We start from the raw sequence: 18652 nt of genomic DNA on the forward strand, positions 1-18652 counted from the left end.
GCGGGCCGTTTTCGTTTTTCCGGGCGCATCGCCCCACTGTGCACGTGCTTCATGACCGCCCGCAGTTTGCTGGGAGTCTGCTGGGTATAGGCGTGGGGCGGGCGGCGCGGGGATGACGCGGTCGCAGGGTGCCGGTTAGGCTCGCGAACACATCTGATTCTGGGGAACGAGAGTTCGGATATGAGGCGTGCGTTCGCAGGGGTCGACCCTGAGTCGTCGAACCGGGTCCTCGTCATGCCGGCGTACGCGGTGAGCCCCGTCTTCGCCGAACGTGTGGGGCGCGTTTGGCTCAGCACCGTGCGCTCGCGGCCGCTGGCCTCCCATGTGCGCCGCGTCTACGCCCTGCTGATCGCGGTGGCCGTCTCGATCGTGCTGTACCGCGCACTCGACCCGCGGTTCTCGGCGACGAGCGGTTCGCACGCGGTCGACGTCGTCTGGATGGTGCCCGCGCTCGCCGGTGGGGCGGCGATCGGTGCGTGCCTCGTCGTGGCATCGGCGTCGAGCAACGCGATCGCCGAGCTTGCACGGCTCGGCCTGCCGGTGCTGGCCGTCGAGTCGCGTGCGATCGCGAACGGCCTGACATGGGCCGCGATCGCGCTGCTCGCCGTGCACTTCACGTCGTCGGCGTTCGACGGGTTCCCCGGCGGACACGAGCTGTTCGGCCTCCTCCTCGGTGCGGTGTTCGGCGTCGGCACCTTTCGACTCCACCGGGGCGCGATCGAGCACGAGGCGTACCGCACCTTCAACCTCGTGGCGATGCTGCTCGCCGCGGGCAGCCTCGCCAGCATGAGCATCACGCCGACCGGCGACTGGTGGACGCACAACTTCAGCACGCTCGGCACCTCGAACGATCTCGCCGCGGCGTGCTTCAACGTCGCGGTCATCGTGTCGGGCTTCGGCATGGCCGGCCTCTCGGCGCTGCTCACCCGTTCGCTCGCCGTCGGGCCGTTCGCGCTCAGGCCCGGCGCGCGCACCGTGATGCGCGTGCTCATCGCCCTCGTCGGTCTCAATCTCATGGGCGTCGGGCTCGTGCCGATCAACACCGACACCGACCTGCACAACACCTTCGCCGTCGGCGCCGCGGCGGCCTTCGCGCTGCTGTGCTCCCTCGTCCAGCTCTTCGCGCCGGGCATCCCGCGCTGGTTCGTCTGCTTCTCGTATCTCTCCCTCGGCATCGAGGCGGCCGCGATGGTGGCCTACGACCGGCTCGGGATCTTCAACTTGACCGTCTTCGAACTCGTGGCGTTCACGCTCGTGTTCGCCTGGCTGATCGCACTCGTCGTCGCGACGGTGCACGAGCACGGTCAGCACCCCACGGATGCCGCGGCATCCGCCCGAGGCATCCATCGCTGCCGACCGAGGATCGTCGGCGCGGCGCGGCGCGCGGCTGAACCGGTCACCGCCGTTCGACGCACCCGACCCGAACCTGCGGTGCGGGGAGCCGCGCGCAGCGCGCCGCCCGGTGTCCGGTGCGACGGTCGGCGGTTGCGCCATCTCGTGCCCGAGCGAACCGTGCGTCTGAGCGTCATCGCACCGCCGCCGGGACCCGCACGCCGACGGCGAGGACTGCGCCGCTCACGGCGGGTCGGTCGCGATGGTCGAGTAGAGTCGCGCCATGGCCACCGACATCGTCGAAATCGTCCGCAACGATGACCGTCACCGCTACGACCTCACCTTCGGGGGCGAACGAGCGGGCTTCGCGCAGTATCGCCTCGACGACGGAGTGATCGTCTTCACCCACACCGTGGTGCTGCCCGAGTTCGAGGGGCGCGGCCTCGGCAGCAAGCTCGCCAGGTTCGCACTCGACGACGCCGTCGCCCGCGGAGAGCGCATCGTGCCCGAGTGCCCGTTCATCGCCGCCTACCTGCGCCGGCACGAGGAGTACGAGGCATCCGTCGACTGGCCCTGATCGCCGCGGCTCCGACGCGCCCTCGTCGCCACTGCGACGCCCGGATGGGAGCGTTCTCACCCCCCAATCGGGGCAGTATGCACCGGTCGACCGGGCGGATACCATTTCGAGCAGACCCCGCGTCGACCCCCGTGCCGACCTGCTCGCGCCGTCCCGGCGAGCAGCGCGATCGAGACTTCTCCGACCGGCGGGACAAGCTCGCCGGGCTCAGTTCGGGTCGCTCGGCGGGAGTGGTCTCCCTTGGAGACCGCGGTGGGGCGGGAGGTAGGGTTCCCGCCCCACCGTCCCCGCCCTGCCGCGGATCCGATCAGGACCGTCCTGCGGCCGCGAGTCCCTGGATGAAGAGGGTCTGCGCGGCGATCATCCGCTCGATCTCACCGGGGTCGACGGACTCGTCGGACGCATGGATGCGAGACTGCGCGGTGTCCTCCGCGCCCCAGAGCACGATCGCCGAACCCGGTGCGACCTTCTGCAGCGAGGCGACGAGGGGGATCGACGCACCACTGCCGATCGACTCGACCGGCGCGTCGTAGGCCGCTTCGAGCGCGGCCTCTGCCGCGACGATCGCCGGATGCGAGGCGTCGACGGCGAACGGATGCCCCGTCTTCACCTTCGCGACCTCGACCTCGCAGTTCCACGGCCGCTGCGCCCGCAGGTGCGCCATCAGTGCGTCGAGCTGCGCGTCGGCATCGGCGCCGGGCACGATGCGCATCGAGAGCTTCGCGGTGACGGAGGGCAGCAGCACGTTCGACGCCTCCGCGGTGTTCGGCAGGTCCATGCCGAGCACCGTGACCGAGGGCTTGGCCCAGATGCGGTCGGAGAGCGAACCCGTGCCGAGATACTCCACACCGGGCAGAATCGCCGAGCCCTCGCGGTAGACGTCCTCCTCCATGTCGGCGCCGCTCCAGTGGCCGCTGTCGACGCCGGGGATGACGGTGTCGCCGTGCTCGTCGTGGAGCGTGTCGAGGATGCGGATCATCGCCGTCATGGCATCGGGGGCTGCGCCGCCGAACATGCCGGAATGCACGGGGTTGCCGAGCGTGCGCACGGTCACCGTGCACGCGACATCCCCTCGGAGTGCGGTGGTCAGACCCGGACGGCCGACGCGCTGCGGGCCGATGTCGGCGATGACGTAGGCGTCGGCGGCGAAGAGCTCGGGGTTCGCCTCGACGAAGGCCTCGAGGTGGGAGATCGTCTCCTCCTCGCCCTCGACGAGGATCTTCACCCGGCACGGGCGGTCGGCGCCGAGGAGCTTCAGGGTGCCGTAGTGGATGACGAGTCCGGACTTGTCATCGGCGGCTCCGCGACCGTACATGCGGCCGTCGTCCTTGGTCACCGGCTCGAAGGGCTCGGATGACCAGCCCTGGCTCTCGGCGGCGGGCTGCACGTCGTAGTGGGCGTAGAGCAGCACCGTCGGCGAACCCTCGGGGCCCGGCAGATCGGCGTAGACGCACGGGTAACCATCGGGCACGTCGAGCAGCTTCACGCCGGCCGCACCTGCCGCTTCGAAGAGCTCGACGACCGCCGCGCCCATGCGGTGCACGGGCTCGGGGTCGAACCCCGGGAATGCGACGGATGGGATGCGCACGAGGGCCTCGAGGCGCTCGAGCACCTCGGGCATCATCTGCGCTGCGGCGGACTTCACGTCGGCGGCGTCGGTCATGGGATTCCTCCTCGGCTGGATGGTGCAGAAGTTCGGGCGCGCGCCATGACGACGCAGCGCGACTCAGGCGGGGACGATGAGCTGGATCAGGAGGCCCGACCCGACGACGGCGACCCACGAGACGAGCATCGGGATGGTGAACGAGTGCCAGACCGGCACCTGGGTCAGCTTGGTCGAGCCCGTCAGGTCGGTCTCGACGGCGGCGATCTGCGAGCCGTTGGCCGGGAAGAGCCAGACGCCGATGAGCGACGGCCACATCGCCGTGATGACGCCCGGGGCGAGCCCGGCGGCGAGGGCGATCGGGATCATCGTGTTCGTCGTCGCCGATTGGCTCGTGGTGAGGCCGCAGACGATGAAGAGCGCGACGGCCAGGAGGAGCGGGTTCGCCTCGATCATCGCACCGAGCGGCTCGATGATCGTCTCCTCGTTGGCCGAGATGAAGGTGTCGGCCATCCACGCGATGCCGAACAGCGCGACCGCGGCGACGAAGCCCGCCCGCAGCAGCGGCTGCTCGACCACGAGTGACGGCTTGACCTTGCGCACGAGGATGATGACGAGTGCGACCGTGAACATGATCATCTCGATGATGGTCGACATGCCGAGGGGCACGAGCTCGCCGGTGTCGTCGGGGAATGCCGGGCGCAGGCCCGGGAAGAGGCCGAGCAGCACGATGAGCAGCGTGCCGGTGACGAAGATCCACGCGGCGGTCGCGCCGCCCGGGGGCACCGGGTGCTCGATGCGAGCGGGGGGCGCGTCTGCCGCGGCATCCGAACCGCCCGTCTTCGTGGCCGTCGCGGTCGTCGTTCCTCCGACCGCGGTGCCGCCGCCGACCTTGGCCTCGTAGCGGGCCTTCAGTGCAGCCGGCACCTCGACGGTGCCGTCGGCGACGCGCTTCATGAACACGGGGTCGTCGAGCAGGTCCTTGCCCACGCGCTGCTGCACGAGCGAGGTGACGATGCAGGCGATGAGCGCGGCGGGGACTGTGATGAGGAGGATCTGCGGCAGTCCGTAGCCGGTGCCGTCCATGAGCACCAGATAGGCCGCCATCGCGGCCGAGACCGGGCTGGCCGTGATGCCGAGTCCGGAGGTGACGGTGGATGCGGCGAGGGCGCGCTCGGGCCGCTGACCGTTGCGGTACGCCGTCTCGTAGATCACCGGGATCAGCGCGAAGAAGATGTTCGAGGTGCCCGAGAGCACCGTGAAGACGAACGCCACGATCGGCGCCACGTACGTGAGTCGCTTCGGATTACGCTGGATGATCTTCGACGCGATCGAGACGAGGTAGTCGATGCCGCCGGCAGCCTGCATCGCCGACGACGCCGTGATCACCGCGATGATGATGAAGAACGCGTCGATCGGGATGGCGCCCGGTGGCAGTTGGAACACGAACACCAGGATCACCGTGCCGACGACGCCCCAGAGACCCAGGCCGATGCCGCCGGTTCGGACACCGAGAACGATCGCGCCGATGACGATGCAGGCTTGCAGGATGACGAGCACGATGTCCATGACTTCCCCCCAGGAACCCAGACCCACTGTCTGAGCTGAGAGTAACGCTGGGGGGAGTCGCGCGTCTATACCGGGCTTCGCGCGTGATTCCGCGGATCGGCCGCGTACTACTCCTGGTCGAGTTCTCGGCGCAGCCGATTGCAGAGGTCGGCGAGCGTGCGGAGTTCATCCTCCGACAGGCTGTCGCCGAACTGGCGATTGATCGCGTCCATATGGGTGATCGCGACGCGGCGGAAGAGGTCGAAGCCCTCCTCGGTGATCGCCACGATCGTGCCGCGGCCGTCGCGCGGGTCGGGCAGCTTCGCGACGAGTCCCCGAGTCGTGAGCCGATCGACGAGCCGGCTCACGCTCGGCTGGGTGATGAGCACGTTCTGATTCAGGTCTTTGAGGCGCAGGCGCCGACCGGGCGCACGCGTGATGTTGAAGAGCACGTCGTACTCGTTGAGGGAGATGACGTCGCTCGGGAACTCGGCCGCGAGCGCGCGCATGATCGAGACCTGCGCACGGAACAACGATTCCCATGCGGCCACCGTGATCGCGCGATCTGCCATGCGGGGTCCCTTCGGGTTGTGGGCTGATCCCACAATAGGCAACCGCGGCAGAATTCTGTGAGCGCCCTCGACCGTTCCCGGGAGGAATCGGGAGTTGCCCTCGACCGTTCCTGGGAGGAATCGGGAGTTGCCCTCGACCGTCACCGGGAGGAATCGGTTGAGGGCCGGTCGTAGAGGCTGACGACCGGCCCTCTCCCTTGCACCAAGAGTGTCCTGCAATCACATTCCGCGCCGCCTGCCACAGCAAACAAGCGGCGCACTTCCGAATATATAACGGATCGGTAACAGGCGCTAGTTATCGTTCCGTTATTTTTCGCGACGGATCTTCGAGCGTGCTTCGACGCGCGTCGGGGTGCCTCAGTACAGGTCGGGTGAGGGCGTCGACGCCTGGCGGATCGAGACGTCCGCGTGGCGGTCGAAGCGGTAGCCGACGCCGCGAACCGTGCGCACGATGTCCTGGTAGTGGGCGAGCTTCGAGCGCAGGCGACGCACGTGCACGTCGATCGTGCGCTCGCTCGGGGCCTCGTCGTCGGCGTCCCAGAGGTTGTCGATGAGCTCGTGGCGATCGATCGTGCGGCCCTCGCGGAGCACGAGGTACTGCAGCAGTTCGAACTCCTTGTAGGTGAGGCCGGCGGCCTCGCCGTCGAGCAGCACGCGCTTGCGCGAGATGTCGATGATCACGCCGTTGGGGTGACGGTCGGCATCGTCGCGGACGCCCTGGCCCTCGCGCTGCTTCGCAAGCGCCGACGGGTCCTGCAGGGCGAGGCGCACGACGTCGACGTCGCGGCCGCCCGCACCTTCGGGTGCGAGTGCCACCGCGGCATACGTCTCGGCGGAGGGGGAGACCTCGGCGGTCAGCGTGCGCAGCGCCTCGACGATGCGGTGGAGGGTCGTGCCGTCGGCGAGGGCCTTGGCCTCGTCGATGCCGACGTAGAGCACGAAGCCGCGTGCTTCGGTTCCTTCGGGCACGGCGCGGACACGCGGGCTGCGGGCTGCGGTCGCGGCCTCGGCCGCCGCGGCGGTCGGCTGCGAGACGTCGGCGGGCACGGAGCGGAGCGGAGCGGCGTGCGCCGGTGCCGCCGACAGCGACGGTGCGGTGCGGGCCTGGACGGTGCGGATGGGGGCGGGTGCGAGTGCGAGAGACATGACGGAGAATCCTTGCGTGAAGGGTGCAGCGACGGACCCCTTGAGACGGGGTCTGAGCGAATGGCCGGACGGCCGGGCGAACCCCCGGATGCGGTGGGTTCAGAGGAGTCGGCGTCGATCTGGATGCGGATCGGCTGCGGAACTCGGCGGTGGGGTCGCGGTCAGCGGCACATTCGACAACACATGGCTGCACGTGCCGGCATCATCATGCCGGTCGTCCTGAGAGCGCCGTGGGCGGTCAGGTTGCGTGCGGTGTCTGTCATGAGCGTCAGTCAAACCGATCACCGAGCATGTGTCAATTCGTGACCATCGCATGACGGGGTGTGACGTCGCACGCGGTGCGCGATGCCGAGAGGCATCCGGCAGGATCAGTCAGCCCGTCGCCATGCTTGCAAGATTCTGCGATCGATACGCAGTTTTGGAAATCTTCCGCGTCGGATTTCGACCTCGGCGTGTCGAGGCTCGAAGATCCTTCGGCGCGTGAGGTTCGCGGTGGTGCTTATACCGTGCCGTACAGCCGGTCGCCCGCGTCGCCGAGACCGGGCACGATGTAGCCGAGCTCGTTGAGGCGCTCGTCGACGGCGCCGAGCACGACCGTGACCTCGCCACGGCCCTCCATCGCCTGTTCGACCGCCGCGAGCCCCTCGGGCGCCGCGAGGATGCAGATGGCCGTGACATCCGTGGCCCCGCGCTTCAGCAGGAACTCGATCGCCGCGATGAGCGAGCCGCCCGTCGCGAGCATCGGGTCGAGCACGAAGCACTGGCGGTCGCTGAGGTCGTCGGGGAGGCGCTCCGCATAGGTGGTGGGCTCGAGCGTCTCTTCGTTGCGCGCCATGCCGAGGAAGCCGACCTCGGCCGTCGGCACGAGCTTCGTCATGCCCTCGAGCATGCCGAGCCCCGCGCGGAGGATCGGCACGATGAGCGGCTTCGGGTCGGCGATGCGCACGCCGGTGGTGGGGGAGACCGGGGTGACGATGTCGACCGGCTCGACCCGCACCCCGCGCGTGCCCTCGTAGGCGAGCAGCGTCATGAGCTCCTCGACGAGCGAGCGGAACACCGGCGACGGGGTGTTCTTGTCACGGAGCACCGTCAGCTTGTGGGTGATGAGCGGGTGGTCGGCAACGTGGACTCGCATAGGCTCGAGTCTAGTTCGGGAGGGTCGCACGCGGAGGGGGAGAACGTGGAGTTGCCGCAGCACCGTGAGTGGATGCGCCTCGCGCTCGCCGAGGCGGCCCAGGCGCCCGCGACGCGCGATGTGCCGGTCGGTGCGATCGTCGTCGACGCCACCGGCGAGGTCATCGCCGCGCGTCGCAACGAACGCGAGCTGCACGGCGACCCGACCGCCCACGCCGAGCTCCTGGCGCTCCGCTCGGCCGCAGAGGTCACGGGCGACTGGCGGCTCACCGACTGCACGCTCGTCGTCACGCTGGAGCCCTGCGTGATGTGTGCGGGGGCGATCCTCGCGGCGCGTATCCCGACGGTCGTGTTCGGGGCCTGGGACGAGAAGGCCGGTGCCGCCGGATCCCTCTACGACGTGCTGCGCGATCGCCGGCTCAACCACCGCGTCGAGGTGTTCCCGGGCGTCGGAGCGGATGCCGCGGTGAAGCTGCTGCTCGAGTTCTTCGAGGACCCGCTCAGGCGCCCGTGAGGCCCGCCGAGAGTCGGCGGAAATTGCGCACGGCGCGCTCGGCCGGTGAGCCGGGCCCGACCTCGGGATCGTCGGTCTCCGCCCATGCCTCGAGCGCGATGCGGATCGCGTCGGTCGCCGCCGCGGCCACGAGTCGTGCGGTGAGCTCGTCGACCGACGGCCCCGCGAGTTCGAGGATGACGCCGCGCAGCTTCGTCTCGGACTCGCGGTTGACGCGGTACCAGACGTTCATGAGCGCCGGGTCGTCGACGCCCGCACGCAGCAGGCCCCGCGTCCAGTGGAGCCCCTCGATGACCTCCTCGGGCGGGGTGAGCGCCTCGTCGATGGCGCGCTCGATCGCCGTGAGCGGATCGACCGAGCGATCGGATGCCGCGAGCAGTGCCCGCCAGTGGTCGGCGCCGACGGTGAGGAGCGGAGCGACGGCGTCCTCCTTCGTGCGGAAGTAGCGGTAGAAGGTGCGCAGCGCCACCCCGCCCGCGGCCGCGATCTCCTCGGCCGTCGTCGCATCGGGGCCGCGGTCGGTGAAGAGGCGGGCGGCGGCGTGGGCGAGCTCGAGCTGGGTCGCGGCCTTGCGGCGTTCAGTCAGCGTCGGGGGTCTCTCGTCCACGTTGGAAGCGTACGCGACGGCGCGGCATCCGTGTCGCTCGTCGCCACACTGGCATAACGTGCCATGTAGGCGTAGCGTGTCTTTCATCTTCCCGAACCCCGAAAGGTCACCAGTCATGAACCGTTACGAAGGACGCCGCGCGATCGTCACCGGCTCAGGCTCCGGCATCGGACAGGCCACCGTGCTGCGCATGCTCGCCGAGGGCGGCGTCGTCGTCGCCGCCGACGTGAGCGAGGCCGGCCTCGCCGACACCGTGGCGAAGGCGGGCGACGCCGCCGATCGCCTCACGACCGTCGTCGTGAACATCTCCGATGAGGCATCCGTGCGCGAGGGCGTCGCCGCCGCGGTCGCCGCGCTCGGCGGGCTCGATGTGCTCGTCAATGCCGCCGGCATCCTCCGCTCGTCGCACACCCACGAGACCTCGCTCGAGCAGTTCCAGCAGGTCATCAGCGTGAACCTCGTCGGCACCTTCCTCATGATCCGCGAGTCGATCCCCGCCCTCCTCGAGGGCAACGGCGCCGCGGTCGTGAACTTCAGCTCGACGTCGGCGGCGTTCGCGCACCCGTACATGTCGGCCTACGCGGCCAGCAAGGGGGGTGTGCAGTCGATGACCCACGCCCTCGCCGCCGAGTACGCGAAGCAGGGCATCCGATTCAACTCGGTGCAGCCCGGCTCGATCTCGTCGGGCATGACCGACGGCAGCGGCGAGAGCAAGCAGAGCCAGGGCCCCGGCCTGCCCGCCGACGCCGACTTCAGCCTCTTCATGAAGCTCGCTCCGGCGATCAAGCAGGGCTTCGCCGGCCCCGAGGCCGTCGCCGGCGTCGTCGCGATGCTCGCGAGCGACGACGGCGCGTTCATCACCGGCACCGAGGTGCGCATCGACGGCGGCACGCACTTCTAGTCGCCGCATGCCGTCTGGGCGCCGTCGGGGTTCATCCCCGGCGGCGCCCGCTGCGTCTACGCGGCGTGCGTGCTGCGCGCTTCGAGCCCCTCGAGGTACTCGCCGAGCAGGCGAGCGGATGCCTCCTGCGAGAGCGGCCCGAACGACGCGCGCTCCTCGCGGAGCTGTTCGCGGCTGAGGCCGTACTCGGGCAGCTCGTCGCCCCACTCCCGCAACCACTCCTCATGGATCTCGTCGGTGACCTCGGGGTGGAACTGCACGGCGAGAAGCCACTCGCCCTTCGCGAAGGCCTGGTTCTCGTATGCGCCCGATGAGGCGAGCCGTTCGACGCCCTCGGGCAGCTCGAAGGTGTCGCCGTGCCACTGCACCGTCGGAACCCCGGCGAAGTGCCGAACCGGAGAGTTCGCACCGGCCTCGGTCGGCTCGACCGTCAGCCAGCCGACCTCCTTCCTCGGGCCCTTGAAGACCTCGGCGCCGAGCGTCTTCGCGAGCAGCTGCGCGCCGAGGCAGACGCCGAAGATCGGCGCCTCCGCCTCGATACGGGTTCGCAGCAGCGCGATCTCGTCGGACAGGTACGGATAGCGGTCGGTCTCGTACGCTCCCTCGTCGCCGCCGAGCACGACGACGAGGTCGGGCGCCAGGGCGTCGAGCGCCGAGACATCCGTCGACGGAGCGTCGACCGTGACGATCTCGTAGCCGTGCGCTTCGAGGGTGGGTCCGAGGTTGCCGAGGCCGATCGCGGAGTCGTGGCGCAGCACCAGGGCGGTGCCGCGGGCTCGCGTCACTCGAGGCCCTTGATGACGATGGCATCGGTGGGCGGGGCCGGGTGGTTCGGCTCGACGTAGACGTCGGGCTCGATGTAGATGGCGCGTGCCGACGGCACCGCGTCGCGGATGCGCTGCTCGATCACGTTGGTCGCCGCCGACACCTCGAGCAGGCGCTGGTCGGCGGTGAATCCGAGCTTGGCGGCGATGAGGAGCTCGTCGGGGCCGAGGTAGAGGGTCTTCATGTGGATGATGCGCTCGGCCTCGGGGCCGGCGAGGATCGCCTGCTCGATGCGCGCGAGGTCGTCGTCGTTGGCGCCCTCGCCGACGAGGAGCGACTTCGTCTCGATGCCGAGCACGATCGCCACGAGCACCAGGAGGGTACCGATCATGAGCGTGCCGACGGCGTCGAAGACCGGGTTGCCGGTGAGCACCGTGAGCCCGACGGCGAGGAAGGCGAAGACGAGGCCGATGAGGGCGGCGACGTCTTCGAGCAGCACGACGGGCAGCTCGGGCGCCTTCGCCCGGCGCACGAACTGCACCCAGCTCTGGCGGCCGCGGATGTGGTTCGACTCCTTCACCGCGGTGCGCAGTGAGAACGACTCGAGCACGATCGCGATCGAGAGCACGAGCAGGGGCAGCCACGCGTTCTCGAGCTCGTGCGGGTGCGTCAGCTTGTCGACGCCCTCGTAGATCGAGAAGATGCCGCCGACCGAGAACAGGATGATCGACACGACGAAGGCGTAGACGTACCGCTCGCGGCCGTAGCCGAAGGGGTGCTCCTTGTCGGCGGCCTTCTTCGCCTTGCGACCGCCGAGGATCAGCAGCAGCTGGTTGCCGGCGTCGGCGAGCGAGTGCACGCCCTCGGCGAGCATCGAGGCGGAGCCCGAGAAGAACCACGCGATGAACTTCGTCAGGGCGATGCCCGTGTTCGCGAGGAATGCCGCGATGATGGCCTTGGTGCCGCCCGATGCGCTCATGGAGCAATCCTAAAGGGCGGCGCCGGGCCGAATCATCCGCGCGAGACCACAGCATCGGGCCTCGAATCTAGGATGGTCGCATGAGTGCCGAGGCCCCCGTCAGACTGCCCGCGATCGCGTTCCTGGGGGCCGGTTCGATGGCCCGCGCCATCCTCACCGGCCTGTTGCAGCCCGGCATCGAGGTCGACGGCGGCATTCGTGCGACCAATCGCAGCGCCGAGAAGGCGGCCGAGCTCGCCGCGCTTCCCGGCGTCGTCGCGTACGCGACCGAGACGGATGCCGCGGCCAACCGCACGGCCGTCGCCGGTGCGAGGCTCGTGGTCGTCGCCGTGAAGCCCGCGATGGTGCCGGCCCTCCTCGAGGAGATCGCCGACGCACTCGATCCGGACGCGATCGTCGTGAGCGTCGCGGCGGGTGTCACGGTCGCGACCTTCGAGTCGCTGCTGCCCGAGTCGGTCTCCGTCATCCGCTCGATGCCGAACACGCCGGCCGTGGTCGGCCGTGCCGTGACGGGCGTCTCGGCGGGCACGCGGTCGAGCGACGACGACCTCGCGCTCGCCGTGGCGCTCTTCGAGACCGTCGGCGAGGTGCTCGTCGTGCCCGAGGAGCAGATCGACGCGCTCTCGACGATCTCGGGCTCGGGCCCGGCCTACGTCTTCTACCTGATCGAGCAGCTCACGGCGGCGGCGGTCGACAAGGGCTTCACGCCCGAGCAGGCGGCCGTCATGGTCGAGGGCACGTTCCGCGGTGCGAGCGAACTGCTCGCCGCCTCCGACGACGGCCCCGCCGAGCTGCGCCGCCGGGTCACGAGCCCGAAGGGCACGACCGAGCGCGCCGTGGCCGTGCTCGAGGAGGCCGGGTTCAAGCAGACCTTCGACCGTGCGACCGATGCCGCGCTCGCCCGTGCGCGCGAGCTGGCGGCCGGCGCGTGAGCGGGCTCATCCCGAATCCGATCTCGTTCGCGGCGCGCGAGGGCGAGTTCGTGCTCGGCGCCGACACGGTCATCACGGCCACGGATGCCGCGGCATCCGTCGCGCGTCGACTGCAGGCCGACCTCGGAGCCGCGACGGGCTTCGCCCTGACGATCGTCGATGCGTCGGCCCACGGTCGACGAGCGGAGCCGGATCGCGGTGCCGCCATCGCGCTCGCGATCGACCCCGAGCTGCCCCGCGAGGGCTACCGGCTGGAGATCGCGGTCGACGGCGTGCGTCTCGCCGGTGGCTCCGCCGCCGGGCTGTTCTCCGGCACGCTCGCGCTGCGACAGCTGCTCGGCCCCGATGCCTTCCGTCGGGCGGCGCTGCCGGGTCGGCAGTGGAGCGCCGCGGCATCCGTCACCGTCGATGCGCCGCGATTCGCGTGGCGCGGGTTCATGCTCGACGTCGCCCGCAGCTTCCGGCCGAAGCACGAGGTGCTGCGGCTCATCGACCTGCTCGCGCTGCACCGGGTCAACGTGCTGCAGCTGCACCTGACCGACGACCAGGGCTGGCGCATGGAGATCCGCCGCTACCCGCGCCTCACCGAGGTCGGCGCGCGGCGCCCCGAGTCGCAGCTCGGTCACGGACCGGCGTCGACCGTCGACGGCCGCCCGGTCGGCGGCTTCTACACGCAGGACGACCTGCGCGAGATCGTCGCTTACGCAGCGGAACGCCACATCGAGATCGTGCCCGAGATCGAGACGCCCGGGCACGTGCGGGCCGCGCTCGCCGCCCACCCCGAGCTCGGAGTCACGGGCGGGCCGTACGAGGTGTGGACGCGTTACGGCATCAACGACGACGTGCTGAACACCGAGGAATCGACGGTCGAGTTCTTCCGCAACGTGCTCGACGAGGTCATGGAGGTCTTCCCGTCGACCTACATCGCGGTCGGCGGCGACGAAGCCCGCAAGGTGCAGTGGGCGAACGACGCGCGCACGCAGGAGCTCATGGCGACGCGCGGACTCGAGACGCCGAACGAGTTGCAGGCGTGGTTCATCCGTCAGCTCGACGCGCACCTGACGGCCGCCGGGCGTCGCCTGTACGGCTGGGACGAGGTGCTCGAGGGCCCGCTCGACCCCGGCGCGACGATCGCCTCGTGGCGTGGCCTCCGCGGAGCCGAGGTCGCCGTGGCGCGCGGCCACGACGTCGTGCTCTGCCCCGACGACTTCGCCTACCTCGACTACCGGCAGTCGGACTCGGCCGACGAGCCGATCCCGGTGGGCACGGTGCAGTCGCTGCGCGACGTCTACGAGTTCGAGCCCCTGCCGACGGATGCCTCGGAGCCGATGCGGCGTCACGTGCTCGGTGTGCAGGCGAACGCGTGGAGCGAGCACATGGACACGGCGTCACGGGTCGACTACATGGTGTTCCCGCGACTCGCGGCGTTCGCCGAGGTCGCGTGGAGTGCGCCCGGCAAGGACTGGGCCGGATTCGAGGCGCGCCTGGGTGCCCAGCTCGCGATCTACGACGCCATCGGGGTCGCGTACCGGCCGATCGACGGGCCGCACCCGTGGCAGATGCGACCGGGCGTACCCGGTGCGCCGCGCGAGAAGGCCGACCGGCAGGCCGAGCTCGCCGCGCTGACCGCCGACCTGGTCGAGTGATGCGCCGCGGGCGCAGGCGAGTACCTGCGCCCGCGGCGTTCGATCGCTCGATCGACGCGTGCGTCGTCGCTACAGCGCGGCGTGCGCCCCGCCGGAACGGGCCCTGACGAGCATCTTCGTGAGCCGCACGCTGGCGGCGATCACCAGCGTGGCGCACACGGCGCCGATGCCCATGGTGAGGCCGGCGTGCAGCACGTCGGGGTGCTCACGGGTGAGCGTCGGGTGCGTCGCGAGTTCGCTCTCGAAACCGGCTGCGAAGCCGATCATGAACAACCAGCTCGCGACGATCGTCGTCGCGAGGAACGGTGGGATTCTCCTCATGTCACCTCCTTTGGCGTGACCTGCCAGTATAGCCCAACCCTCAAGAAAATGCCTGAACCGGGCCGGTTTCGAAACGCCGCGGTGCGTCGAAGGCAGCCGAAGTGACTTCCCCTGGGGGGTGGGCTATGGTCATCGGAAGCCCGCCAGCTGATGAAGGGAAGCGAGCCCGTATGTCCGAGAAGAACGCACGCGGAAACACCGCCAAGAAGCAGGCCCAGCTCTCGTTGAAAGAGAAGCGAGCACTGAAGCGCGAGAAGGCCGAAGACGGCATCATCAAGCCGCGCAAGCGCTGACGCCGAGGCGGCCGGGCGCGACCAGCCAGGCGTTCGGCCGCCGACTCGGGTCGCGGGCTCAGGCCCGCACCGGTGCGGAGTCAGACCCGCTCGAGCAGCACCATGACCTCGAAGTGCGTCGTCTGCGGGAACATGTCGAAGACCCGACCGCGCACCGGCCGCAGCGACGGCATCGCTTCGAGGTCGCGCGCGAGCGAGGCCGCGTTGCAGCTCGAATAGAGCACGTGACGAACAGCGGATGCCTCGAGCCATCCGCTCAGCTCGCGGCCGATGCCCCGCCGGGGCGGGTTCACGATCACGAGATCGGGAGCCGTCTCGGCGCCCAGGGCGAAGGCGGTGGCGTCGCCGGCCTCGAACCGCACGCGTGAGAGCGCGGCATCCGTTCGACTGAGTTCTGCGCTGGCCACGGCCTCGACGCTCGTCTCGATTCCGGTGACGGATGCCGCGGCATCCGCGATGTGCAGGGCGAAGCCGCCGACGCCCGAGTAGAGGTCCCAGGCCGAATCGGGGGCGAGCGCGCGCACCCAGTCGCGCGCCTCGACGTAGAGCGCCTCGGCGATCTCGGTATTCGTCTGGAAGAAGCTCTGCGGACGCAGGTGCATCGTGACGTCGCCGAGACGCATGGGCAGCGTCGAGGCCTCGGTGAAGACGATCTCGTGCTCGCCTTCGAGCACGGCCTTGTGTTCGGGCAGCACGTTCGCGGTGACCACGCGGGCGTTCGGCAGCTCGGCGAGGAGCCACGGCAAGTGCTTGCGGATGCGGCCGACCGGCTCGGTCGAGCGCACGACGAAGCGGATCATGAGCTCGCCGTCGGGGGACTCGGTGAGGATCAGGTGCTTGAGCTCGCCCGTGCGGCTCGGCACGTCGTACGGCGTGAGCCCGGCCCGGGTGATGAACGCGGCGATCACCGGGAACGCCGCCCGGTGGCCGGGGGAGCAGATGCCGCAGGCCTCGAGGTCGATGCCGTGGCCGTCGGCGTCGAGGATGCCGATCGTCGGCGCCGCCGTCGTGCCGCCGATCACCATCTTCGCCTTGTTGCGGTAGCCGTCTTCGCGGCTGCCGATCGGCGCCAGCCAGTCGAGGCCGTCGTGCGCCTGCAGGAGTTCTTCGGCGTGACGCTGCTTGTCGGCGAGCTGCCTCTCGTAGGGCTGCCCCATGAGCGAGCACGAGGTGCAGCGCCCGGCGTCGAAGTAGGAGCAGTCCACGGGTTCCAGCGTAGGCGCGGATACGGTGGTCGGGTGAGCAGCGCCGACAGCCCCGACCGCCCCGGCACACCTGGTGCGCTCGTGCGCGTTCGCGCGACGAAGTGGGGCGGCCTGCCGCACTGGGAGTTCGACGGGCGCTGGCTCGGCAATGACGTGCACGGCGACTGGGTCGGGTTCCCGGCCGGCACCGCCTTCGCTCGACCCGGGAATGCGTTCACGGCGACGTGGGACTCGGTGTCGTGCTTCCCGCGAGCGGGCTGGGCGGCCGGGTTCAATGCGGGGCATCCGCGCGGGCTCGGCACCTACGTCGACCTCGCGACGGTTCCCGCCTGGCGAGCGGATGACTCGGGCGCGGCGGAGCTGACGGGCTCGACGGGGTCGACGGGGTCGACCGTCTGGACGGTCTCGTACGTGGATCTCGATCTCGATGTCGTCGAGCGCGAGGGTGCGCCGGCGTTCATCGACGATGAAGACGAGTTCGCCGAGCATGCGGTGGAGTTCGGGTACCCGGCGGAGCTGGTGGCGCGGGTGCGTGCCGATGCTGACGCCGTGCTCGGGGCCGTGCGGCGGCGCGAGGCGCCGTTCGATGGGGCGACGGCGGCGGGGTGGCTCGAGGAGTTGGTCCGACTCGACGGGGCGATCGAGGGTGAGCGCGATGCGTGACGAAGAGAATCTCGGAATCGAGATCGGAGAGCTGCGACGAGCCATCGGCCACGTGCTCGACCATGTCGAGGACCAGCACGGCAGCGTGGTCGCGATCCCGGCTGACTACTTCTGGTCGGTTCCTGCCCCGGAGATCTACGATGTGCGGGCCTCGCCGGACTTGACCATCGGACAGCTGTCGGAATCATGGGACAACGTGAAGAAGGAGCGCGAGGGCGGCGGTGACGACACGATCTCGTTCGCCCTGGTATGGCTCGGCGACGTCTTGAAAGCGATCGGCCACCACGCGGGCGGGTGACGGGTGGCTGGAAGGCGTACGCGGCCGTCGAAAGTATCTCCGACTCTGGAGCGCAATGCTGTCAAATTCATTCGAACACACCTTCCATTTCTGACCTGTTCCACGGTAAAATGGGGCATGCCCGCCGCGACCGCCGCACTCACCGAGTTGCGGTCGGCGTGCGCCGAGGCCGACGCCACCTGGGCGAACGCGTTGCAGGGCGATTCGGTCGAAACGCAACATGACGTTCGTGTCATGAGCGGAGACGGCCTGGTCCGGGTGACGGAATCGCTGGCGGAACTCGAACGTCGCGTGCAGGCGTTGCAGGCCAAGTGCGCCGCTGAACTCTCGAGGCGAGCGAGCATGGGCGGTGATGACGATGTCGTGCGCCGACACGGCTATGCCTCGCCCGCGCGCCTGATCGCGTCGGTCGCCGGCAGCAGATTCAGCGACGCGGCCAAGCTCGTGGCGGTGGGGGAGGCGACTGCGTCGCGCTCCTCGTTCACCGGTGAGGCGCTGCCGGCGCGGCATCCGCATCTGGCTGCCGGTCTGGAGGCCGGCTCGCTGTGCGTCGATGCCGCCGAGACGATTCGTCGGTTCCTCGATGGCATCGCGGTCCGTGCCGACCGAACCGAGCTGGGTGACGCCGAGCGCTTTCTCGTCGAGCGGGCTCCGCTGGTCGGCGTCGACGGACTCGTTCGGCTCATCAAGCAACTCCAGGCGCGACTCGACCCCGACGGCGTGAAGCCGCGCGAAGACGAGCTGCGTTCGCAGCGAGGCTTGCGCATCTGGGAGGATCGCGCCGGCATGATTCAGCTGCAGGGCGCGTTCGACCCGGCGAACGGGGCTCCGATCAAGCTCGCCGTCGAGGCGCTCGTCGGTGCAGAGCTGCACCGGGCACGTGATGCGAAGCGGGGCTTCGGTGCATCGGCCGAATGCGGGGCTGCCCACGCCGCGGGTGTGCCCGATGAGATCGGCAAGCCCGAGGGGATCGGCGAGACCGATGAGATCTTCGGCGAGCAGCGCTCGATCGCCCAGATGAACGCCGACGCGCTCGCCGACATCGCTCGCCTCTCGCTCGGGACGAAGCAGGCGCCCGCGGCGCTCAGGCAGGCCACGGTGGTCGCGCGCATCGACACCGACTCGCTCGTTTCCGGTCGAGGCCACGCCACGATCGACGGCATCGATCAGCCGGTCTCGGTCGCGACCGTGCGCGAGCTGGCGATGTCGGCGGGCATCAGCCCGCTCCTGCTCGACCATCGTTCCGAGCCGCTCCGGCTCGGCCGTGCAGCCCGACTCTTCACAGCGGCGCAGAAGCTCGCACTCGTCGAGCGCGACGGTGGCTGCGCCTGGCCGGCGTGCAACCGGCCGCCCTCGCACACGCAGGCACACCACATCAGATGGTGGAAGCGTCATCGAGGCCGCACCGATGTGAGCAACGGCATCATGTTGTGCTCGCACCACCATCACCGCGTCCATGACGACGGGTGGGTCATCACCGTGCGCGACGCGCAGACATGGTTCACTCCTCCGGTGCATCTCGATCCGCAGCAGCGACCACGCCCGGGCAATCGGCGACTGCCGTCGATGCGGCTGGGGAGTATCGGAGCGGTGGCTCGGGCCGCAGCGGCCTGACT

At 69.8% G+C, this 18652-nt stretch carries 20 protein-coding genes; 10 read left to right on the forward strand and 10 right to left on the reverse strand.

Features of this window, described 5'->3' with window-relative positions:
* The first annotated feature begins 180 nt into the window (after positions 1-180).
* Both ACFCVM_RS12800 and ACFCVM_RS12805 read left to right on the forward strand, forming a co-directional pair.
* Positions 181-1653, forward strand: coding sequence for a hypothetical protein (locus tag ACFCVM_RS12800; protein WP_375836572.1), 1473 nt, complete (start codon positions 181-183; stop codon positions 1651-1653).
* Positions 1616-1909 (forward strand): GNAT family N-acetyltransferase, encoded by a 294-nt coding sequence (locus tag ACFCVM_RS12805; protein ID WP_375836573.1) that lies wholly within the window; start codon positions 1616-1618, stop codon positions 1907-1909. Before ACFCVM_RS12800 ends, ACFCVM_RS12805 begins: the two co-directional genes overlap by 38 nt.
* Before the next feature lie 307 nt (positions 1910-2216).
* Here ACFCVM_RS12805 and ACFCVM_RS12810 read toward each other — a convergent pair whose 3' ends face one another.
* The 5 genes from ACFCVM_RS12810 to upp all read right to left on the reverse strand — a co-directional run bounded on the left by ACFCVM_RS12810 (position 2217) and on the right by upp (position 7913).
* Positions 2217-3572 (reverse strand): M20/M25/M40 family metallo-hydrolase, encoded by a 1356-nt coding sequence (locus tag ACFCVM_RS12810; RefSeq protein ID WP_375836574.1) that lies wholly within the window; start codon positions 3570-3572, stop codon positions 2217-2219.
* 63 nt (positions 3573-3635) lie between these two features.
* Positions 3636-5081 carry an anaerobic C4-dicarboxylate transporter family protein gene (locus ACFCVM_RS12815; protein WP_375836576.1) on the reverse strand — a complete coding sequence of 482 codons (1446 nt, stop codon included), beginning with the start codon at positions 5079-5081 and terminating at the stop codon, positions 3636-3638.
* A 107-nt stretch (positions 5082-5188) separates the two neighbouring features.
* The gene (locus ACFCVM_RS12820) at positions 5189-5632 is read right to left on the reverse strand and encodes a MarR family winged helix-turn-helix transcriptional regulator (RefSeq protein WP_375836577.1); all 444 of its coding nucleotides are present in this window, start codon (positions 5630-5632) and stop codon (positions 5189-5191) included.
* Between the two features lie 357 nt (positions 5633-5989).
* A complete protein-coding gene (locus ACFCVM_RS12825; RefSeq protein ID WP_375836578.1) occupies positions 5990-6778 on the reverse strand; it encodes a winged helix-turn-helix domain-containing protein in 789 nt (262 codons plus the stop codon).
* A gap of 499 nt (positions 6779-7277) precedes the next feature.
* A complete protein-coding gene (upp, locus tag ACFCVM_RS12830; protein WP_375836579.1) occupies positions 7278-7913 on the reverse strand; it encodes a uracil phosphoribosyltransferase in 636 nt (211 codons plus the stop codon).
* A 45-nt stretch (positions 7914-7958) separates the two neighbouring features.
* Here upp and tadA point away from each other — a divergent pair, with 45 nt between their 5' ends.
* Positions 7959-8426, forward strand: a complete 468-nt coding sequence (gene tadA / locus ACFCVM_RS12835) for a tRNA adenosine(34) deaminase TadA (protein WP_375836580.1) — start codon at positions 7959-7961, stop codon at positions 8424-8426.
* Here the strand turns inward: tadA and ACFCVM_RS12840 are convergent.
* Positions 8413-9033, reverse strand: a complete 621-nt coding sequence (locus ACFCVM_RS12840; RefSeq protein WP_375836581.1) for a TetR family transcriptional regulator — start codon at positions 9031-9033, stop codon at positions 8413-8415. The genes tadA and ACFCVM_RS12840 overlap by 14 nt on opposite strands.
* A gap of 115 nt (positions 9034-9148) precedes the next feature.
* Between ACFCVM_RS12840 and ACFCVM_RS12845 the strand changes: the two genes are divergently transcribed.
* A complete protein-coding gene (locus ACFCVM_RS12845; protein WP_375836582.1) occupies positions 9149-9934 on the forward strand; it encodes an SDR family NAD(P)-dependent oxidoreductase in 786 nt (261 codons plus the stop codon).
* A 56-nt stretch (positions 9935-9990) separates the two neighbouring features.
* Here ACFCVM_RS12845 and ACFCVM_RS12850 read toward each other — a convergent pair whose 3' ends face one another.
* Together ACFCVM_RS12850 and ACFCVM_RS12855 are read right to left on the reverse strand one after the other, a co-directional pair.
* Complete coding sequence (locus ACFCVM_RS12850) at positions 9991-10719, reverse strand: gamma-glutamyl-gamma-aminobutyrate hydrolase family protein (protein WP_375836583.1); 729 nt, start codon at positions 10717-10719, stop codon at positions 9991-9993.
* Complete coding sequence (locus tag ACFCVM_RS12855) at positions 10716-11678, reverse strand: cation diffusion facilitator family transporter (RefSeq protein ID WP_375836584.1); 963 nt, start codon at positions 11676-11678, stop codon at positions 10716-10718. The genes ACFCVM_RS12850 and ACFCVM_RS12855 overlap by 4 nt, the downstream gene beginning before the upstream one ends.
* A gap of 80 nt (positions 11679-11758) precedes the next feature.
* Between ACFCVM_RS12855 and proC the strand changes: the two genes are divergently transcribed.
* A complete protein-coding gene (proC, locus tag ACFCVM_RS12860) occupies positions 11759-12610 on the forward strand; it encodes a pyrroline-5-carboxylate reductase (protein ID WP_375836585.1) in 852 nt (283 codons plus the stop codon).
* Complete coding sequence (locus ACFCVM_RS12865) at positions 12607-14256, forward strand: beta-N-acetylhexosaminidase (protein WP_375836586.1); 1650 nt, start codon at positions 12607-12609, stop codon at positions 14254-14256. Before proC ends, ACFCVM_RS12865 begins: the two co-directional genes overlap by 4 nt.
* Before the next feature lie 69 nt (positions 14257-14325).
* Here ACFCVM_RS12865 and ACFCVM_RS12870 read toward each other — a convergent pair whose 3' ends face one another.
* Positions 14326-14577, reverse strand: coding sequence for a hypothetical protein (locus ACFCVM_RS12870; protein ID WP_375836587.1), 252 nt, complete (start codon positions 14575-14577; stop codon positions 14326-14328).
* Between the two features lie 170 nt (positions 14578-14747).
* Between ACFCVM_RS12870 and ACFCVM_RS12875 the strand changes: the two genes are divergently transcribed.
* Positions 14748-14870 carry a hypothetical protein gene (locus tag ACFCVM_RS12875; protein WP_375836588.1) on the forward strand — a complete coding sequence of 41 codons (123 nt, stop codon included), beginning with the start codon at positions 14748-14750 and terminating at the stop codon, positions 14868-14870.
* 80 nt (positions 14871-14950) lie between these two features.
* Here ACFCVM_RS12875 and rlmC read toward each other — a convergent pair whose 3' ends face one another.
* Positions 14951-16075 carry a 23S rRNA (uracil(747)-C(5))-methyltransferase RlmC gene (rlmC, locus tag ACFCVM_RS12880; RefSeq protein WP_375836589.1) on the reverse strand — a complete coding sequence of 375 codons (1125 nt, stop codon included), beginning with the start codon at positions 16073-16075 and terminating at the stop codon, positions 14951-14953.
* A gap of 33 nt (positions 16076-16108) precedes the next feature.
* Between rlmC and ACFCVM_RS12885 the strand changes: the two genes are divergently transcribed.
* From ACFCVM_RS12885 to ACFCVM_RS12895, 3 genes are all read left to right on the forward strand, one after another.
* Entirely contained in the window at positions 16109-16738 is a 630-nt protein-coding gene (locus tag ACFCVM_RS12885; RefSeq protein WP_375836590.1) for a DUF402 domain-containing protein, read from the forward strand.
* Positions 16731-17036, forward strand: coding sequence for a hypothetical protein (locus ACFCVM_RS12890; protein WP_375836591.1), 306 nt, complete (start codon positions 16731-16733; stop codon positions 17034-17036). The genes ACFCVM_RS12885 and ACFCVM_RS12890 overlap by 8 nt, the downstream gene beginning before the upstream one ends.
* 117 nt (positions 17037-17153) lie before the next feature.
* Positions 17154-18650 (forward strand): DUF222 domain-containing protein, encoded by a 1497-nt coding sequence (locus ACFCVM_RS12895; RefSeq protein WP_375836592.1) that lies wholly within the window; start codon positions 17154-17156, stop codon positions 18648-18650.
* Positions 18651-18652: the final 2 nt, after the last annotated feature.

It is taken from the genome of Agromyces sp. NPDC056389 (assembly GCF_042262385.1).
In the GTDB taxonomy this organism is placed as follows: domain Bacteria; phylum Actinomycetota; class Actinomycetes; order Actinomycetales; family Microbacteriaceae; genus Agromyces.

Bases quoted from the DNA above. Each gene is read 5' to 3' on its own strand.
- ACFCVM_RS12825 (WP_375836578.1), bottom strand. From the start codon at position 6,778: ATGTCTCTCGCACTCGCACCCGCCCCCATCCGCACCGTCCAGGCCCGC.
- proC (WP_375836585.1), top strand. From the start codon at position 11,759: ATGAGTGCCGAGGCCCCCGTCAGACTGCCCGCGATCGCGTTCCTGGGG.
- ACFCVM_RS12895 (WP_375836592.1), top strand. From the start codon at position 17,154: ATGCCCGCCGCGACCGCCGCACTCACCGAGTTGCGGTCGGCGTGCGCC.
- ACFCVM_RS12800 (WP_375836572.1), top strand. From the start codon at position 181: ATGAGGCGTGCGTTCGCAGGGGTCGACCCTGAGTCGTCGAACCGGGTC.
- ACFCVM_RS12875 (WP_375836588.1), top strand. From the start codon at position 14,748: ATGTCCGAGAAGAACGCACGCGGAAACACCGCCAAGAAGCAGGCCCAG.
- upp (WP_375836579.1), bottom strand. From the start codon at position 7,913: ATGCGAGTCCACGTTGCCGACCACCCGCTCATCACCCACAAGCTGACG.
- ACFCVM_RS12810 (WP_375836574.1), bottom strand. From the start codon at position 3,572: ATGACCGACGCCGCCGACGTGAAGTCCGCCGCAGCGCAGATGATGCCC.
- ACFCVM_RS12820 (WP_375836577.1), bottom strand. From the start codon at position 5,632: ATGGCAGATCGCGCGATCACGGTGGCCGCATGGGAATCGTTGTTCCGT.
- ACFCVM_RS12870 (WP_375836587.1), bottom strand. From the start codon at position 14,577: ATGAGGAGAATCCCACCGTTCCTCGCGACGACGATCGTCGCGAGCTGG.
- ACFCVM_RS12815 (WP_375836576.1), bottom strand. From the start codon at position 5,081: ATGGACATCGTGCTCGTCATCCTGCAAGCCTGCATCGTCATCGGCGCG.
- ACFCVM_RS12855 (WP_375836584.1), bottom strand. From the start codon at position 11,678: ATGAGCGCATCGGGCGGCACCAAGGCCATCATCGCGGCATTCCTCGCG.
- ACFCVM_RS12805 (WP_375836573.1), top strand. From the start codon at position 1,616: ATGGCCACCGACATCGTCGAAATCGTCCGCAACGATGACCGTCACCGC.
- ACFCVM_RS12845 (WP_375836582.1), top strand. From the start codon at position 9,149: ATGAACCGTTACGAAGGACGCCGCGCGATCGTCACCGGCTCAGGCTCC.
- ACFCVM_RS12890 (WP_375836591.1), top strand. From the start codon at position 16,731: ATGCGTGACGAAGAGAATCTCGGAATCGAGATCGGAGAGCTGCGACGA.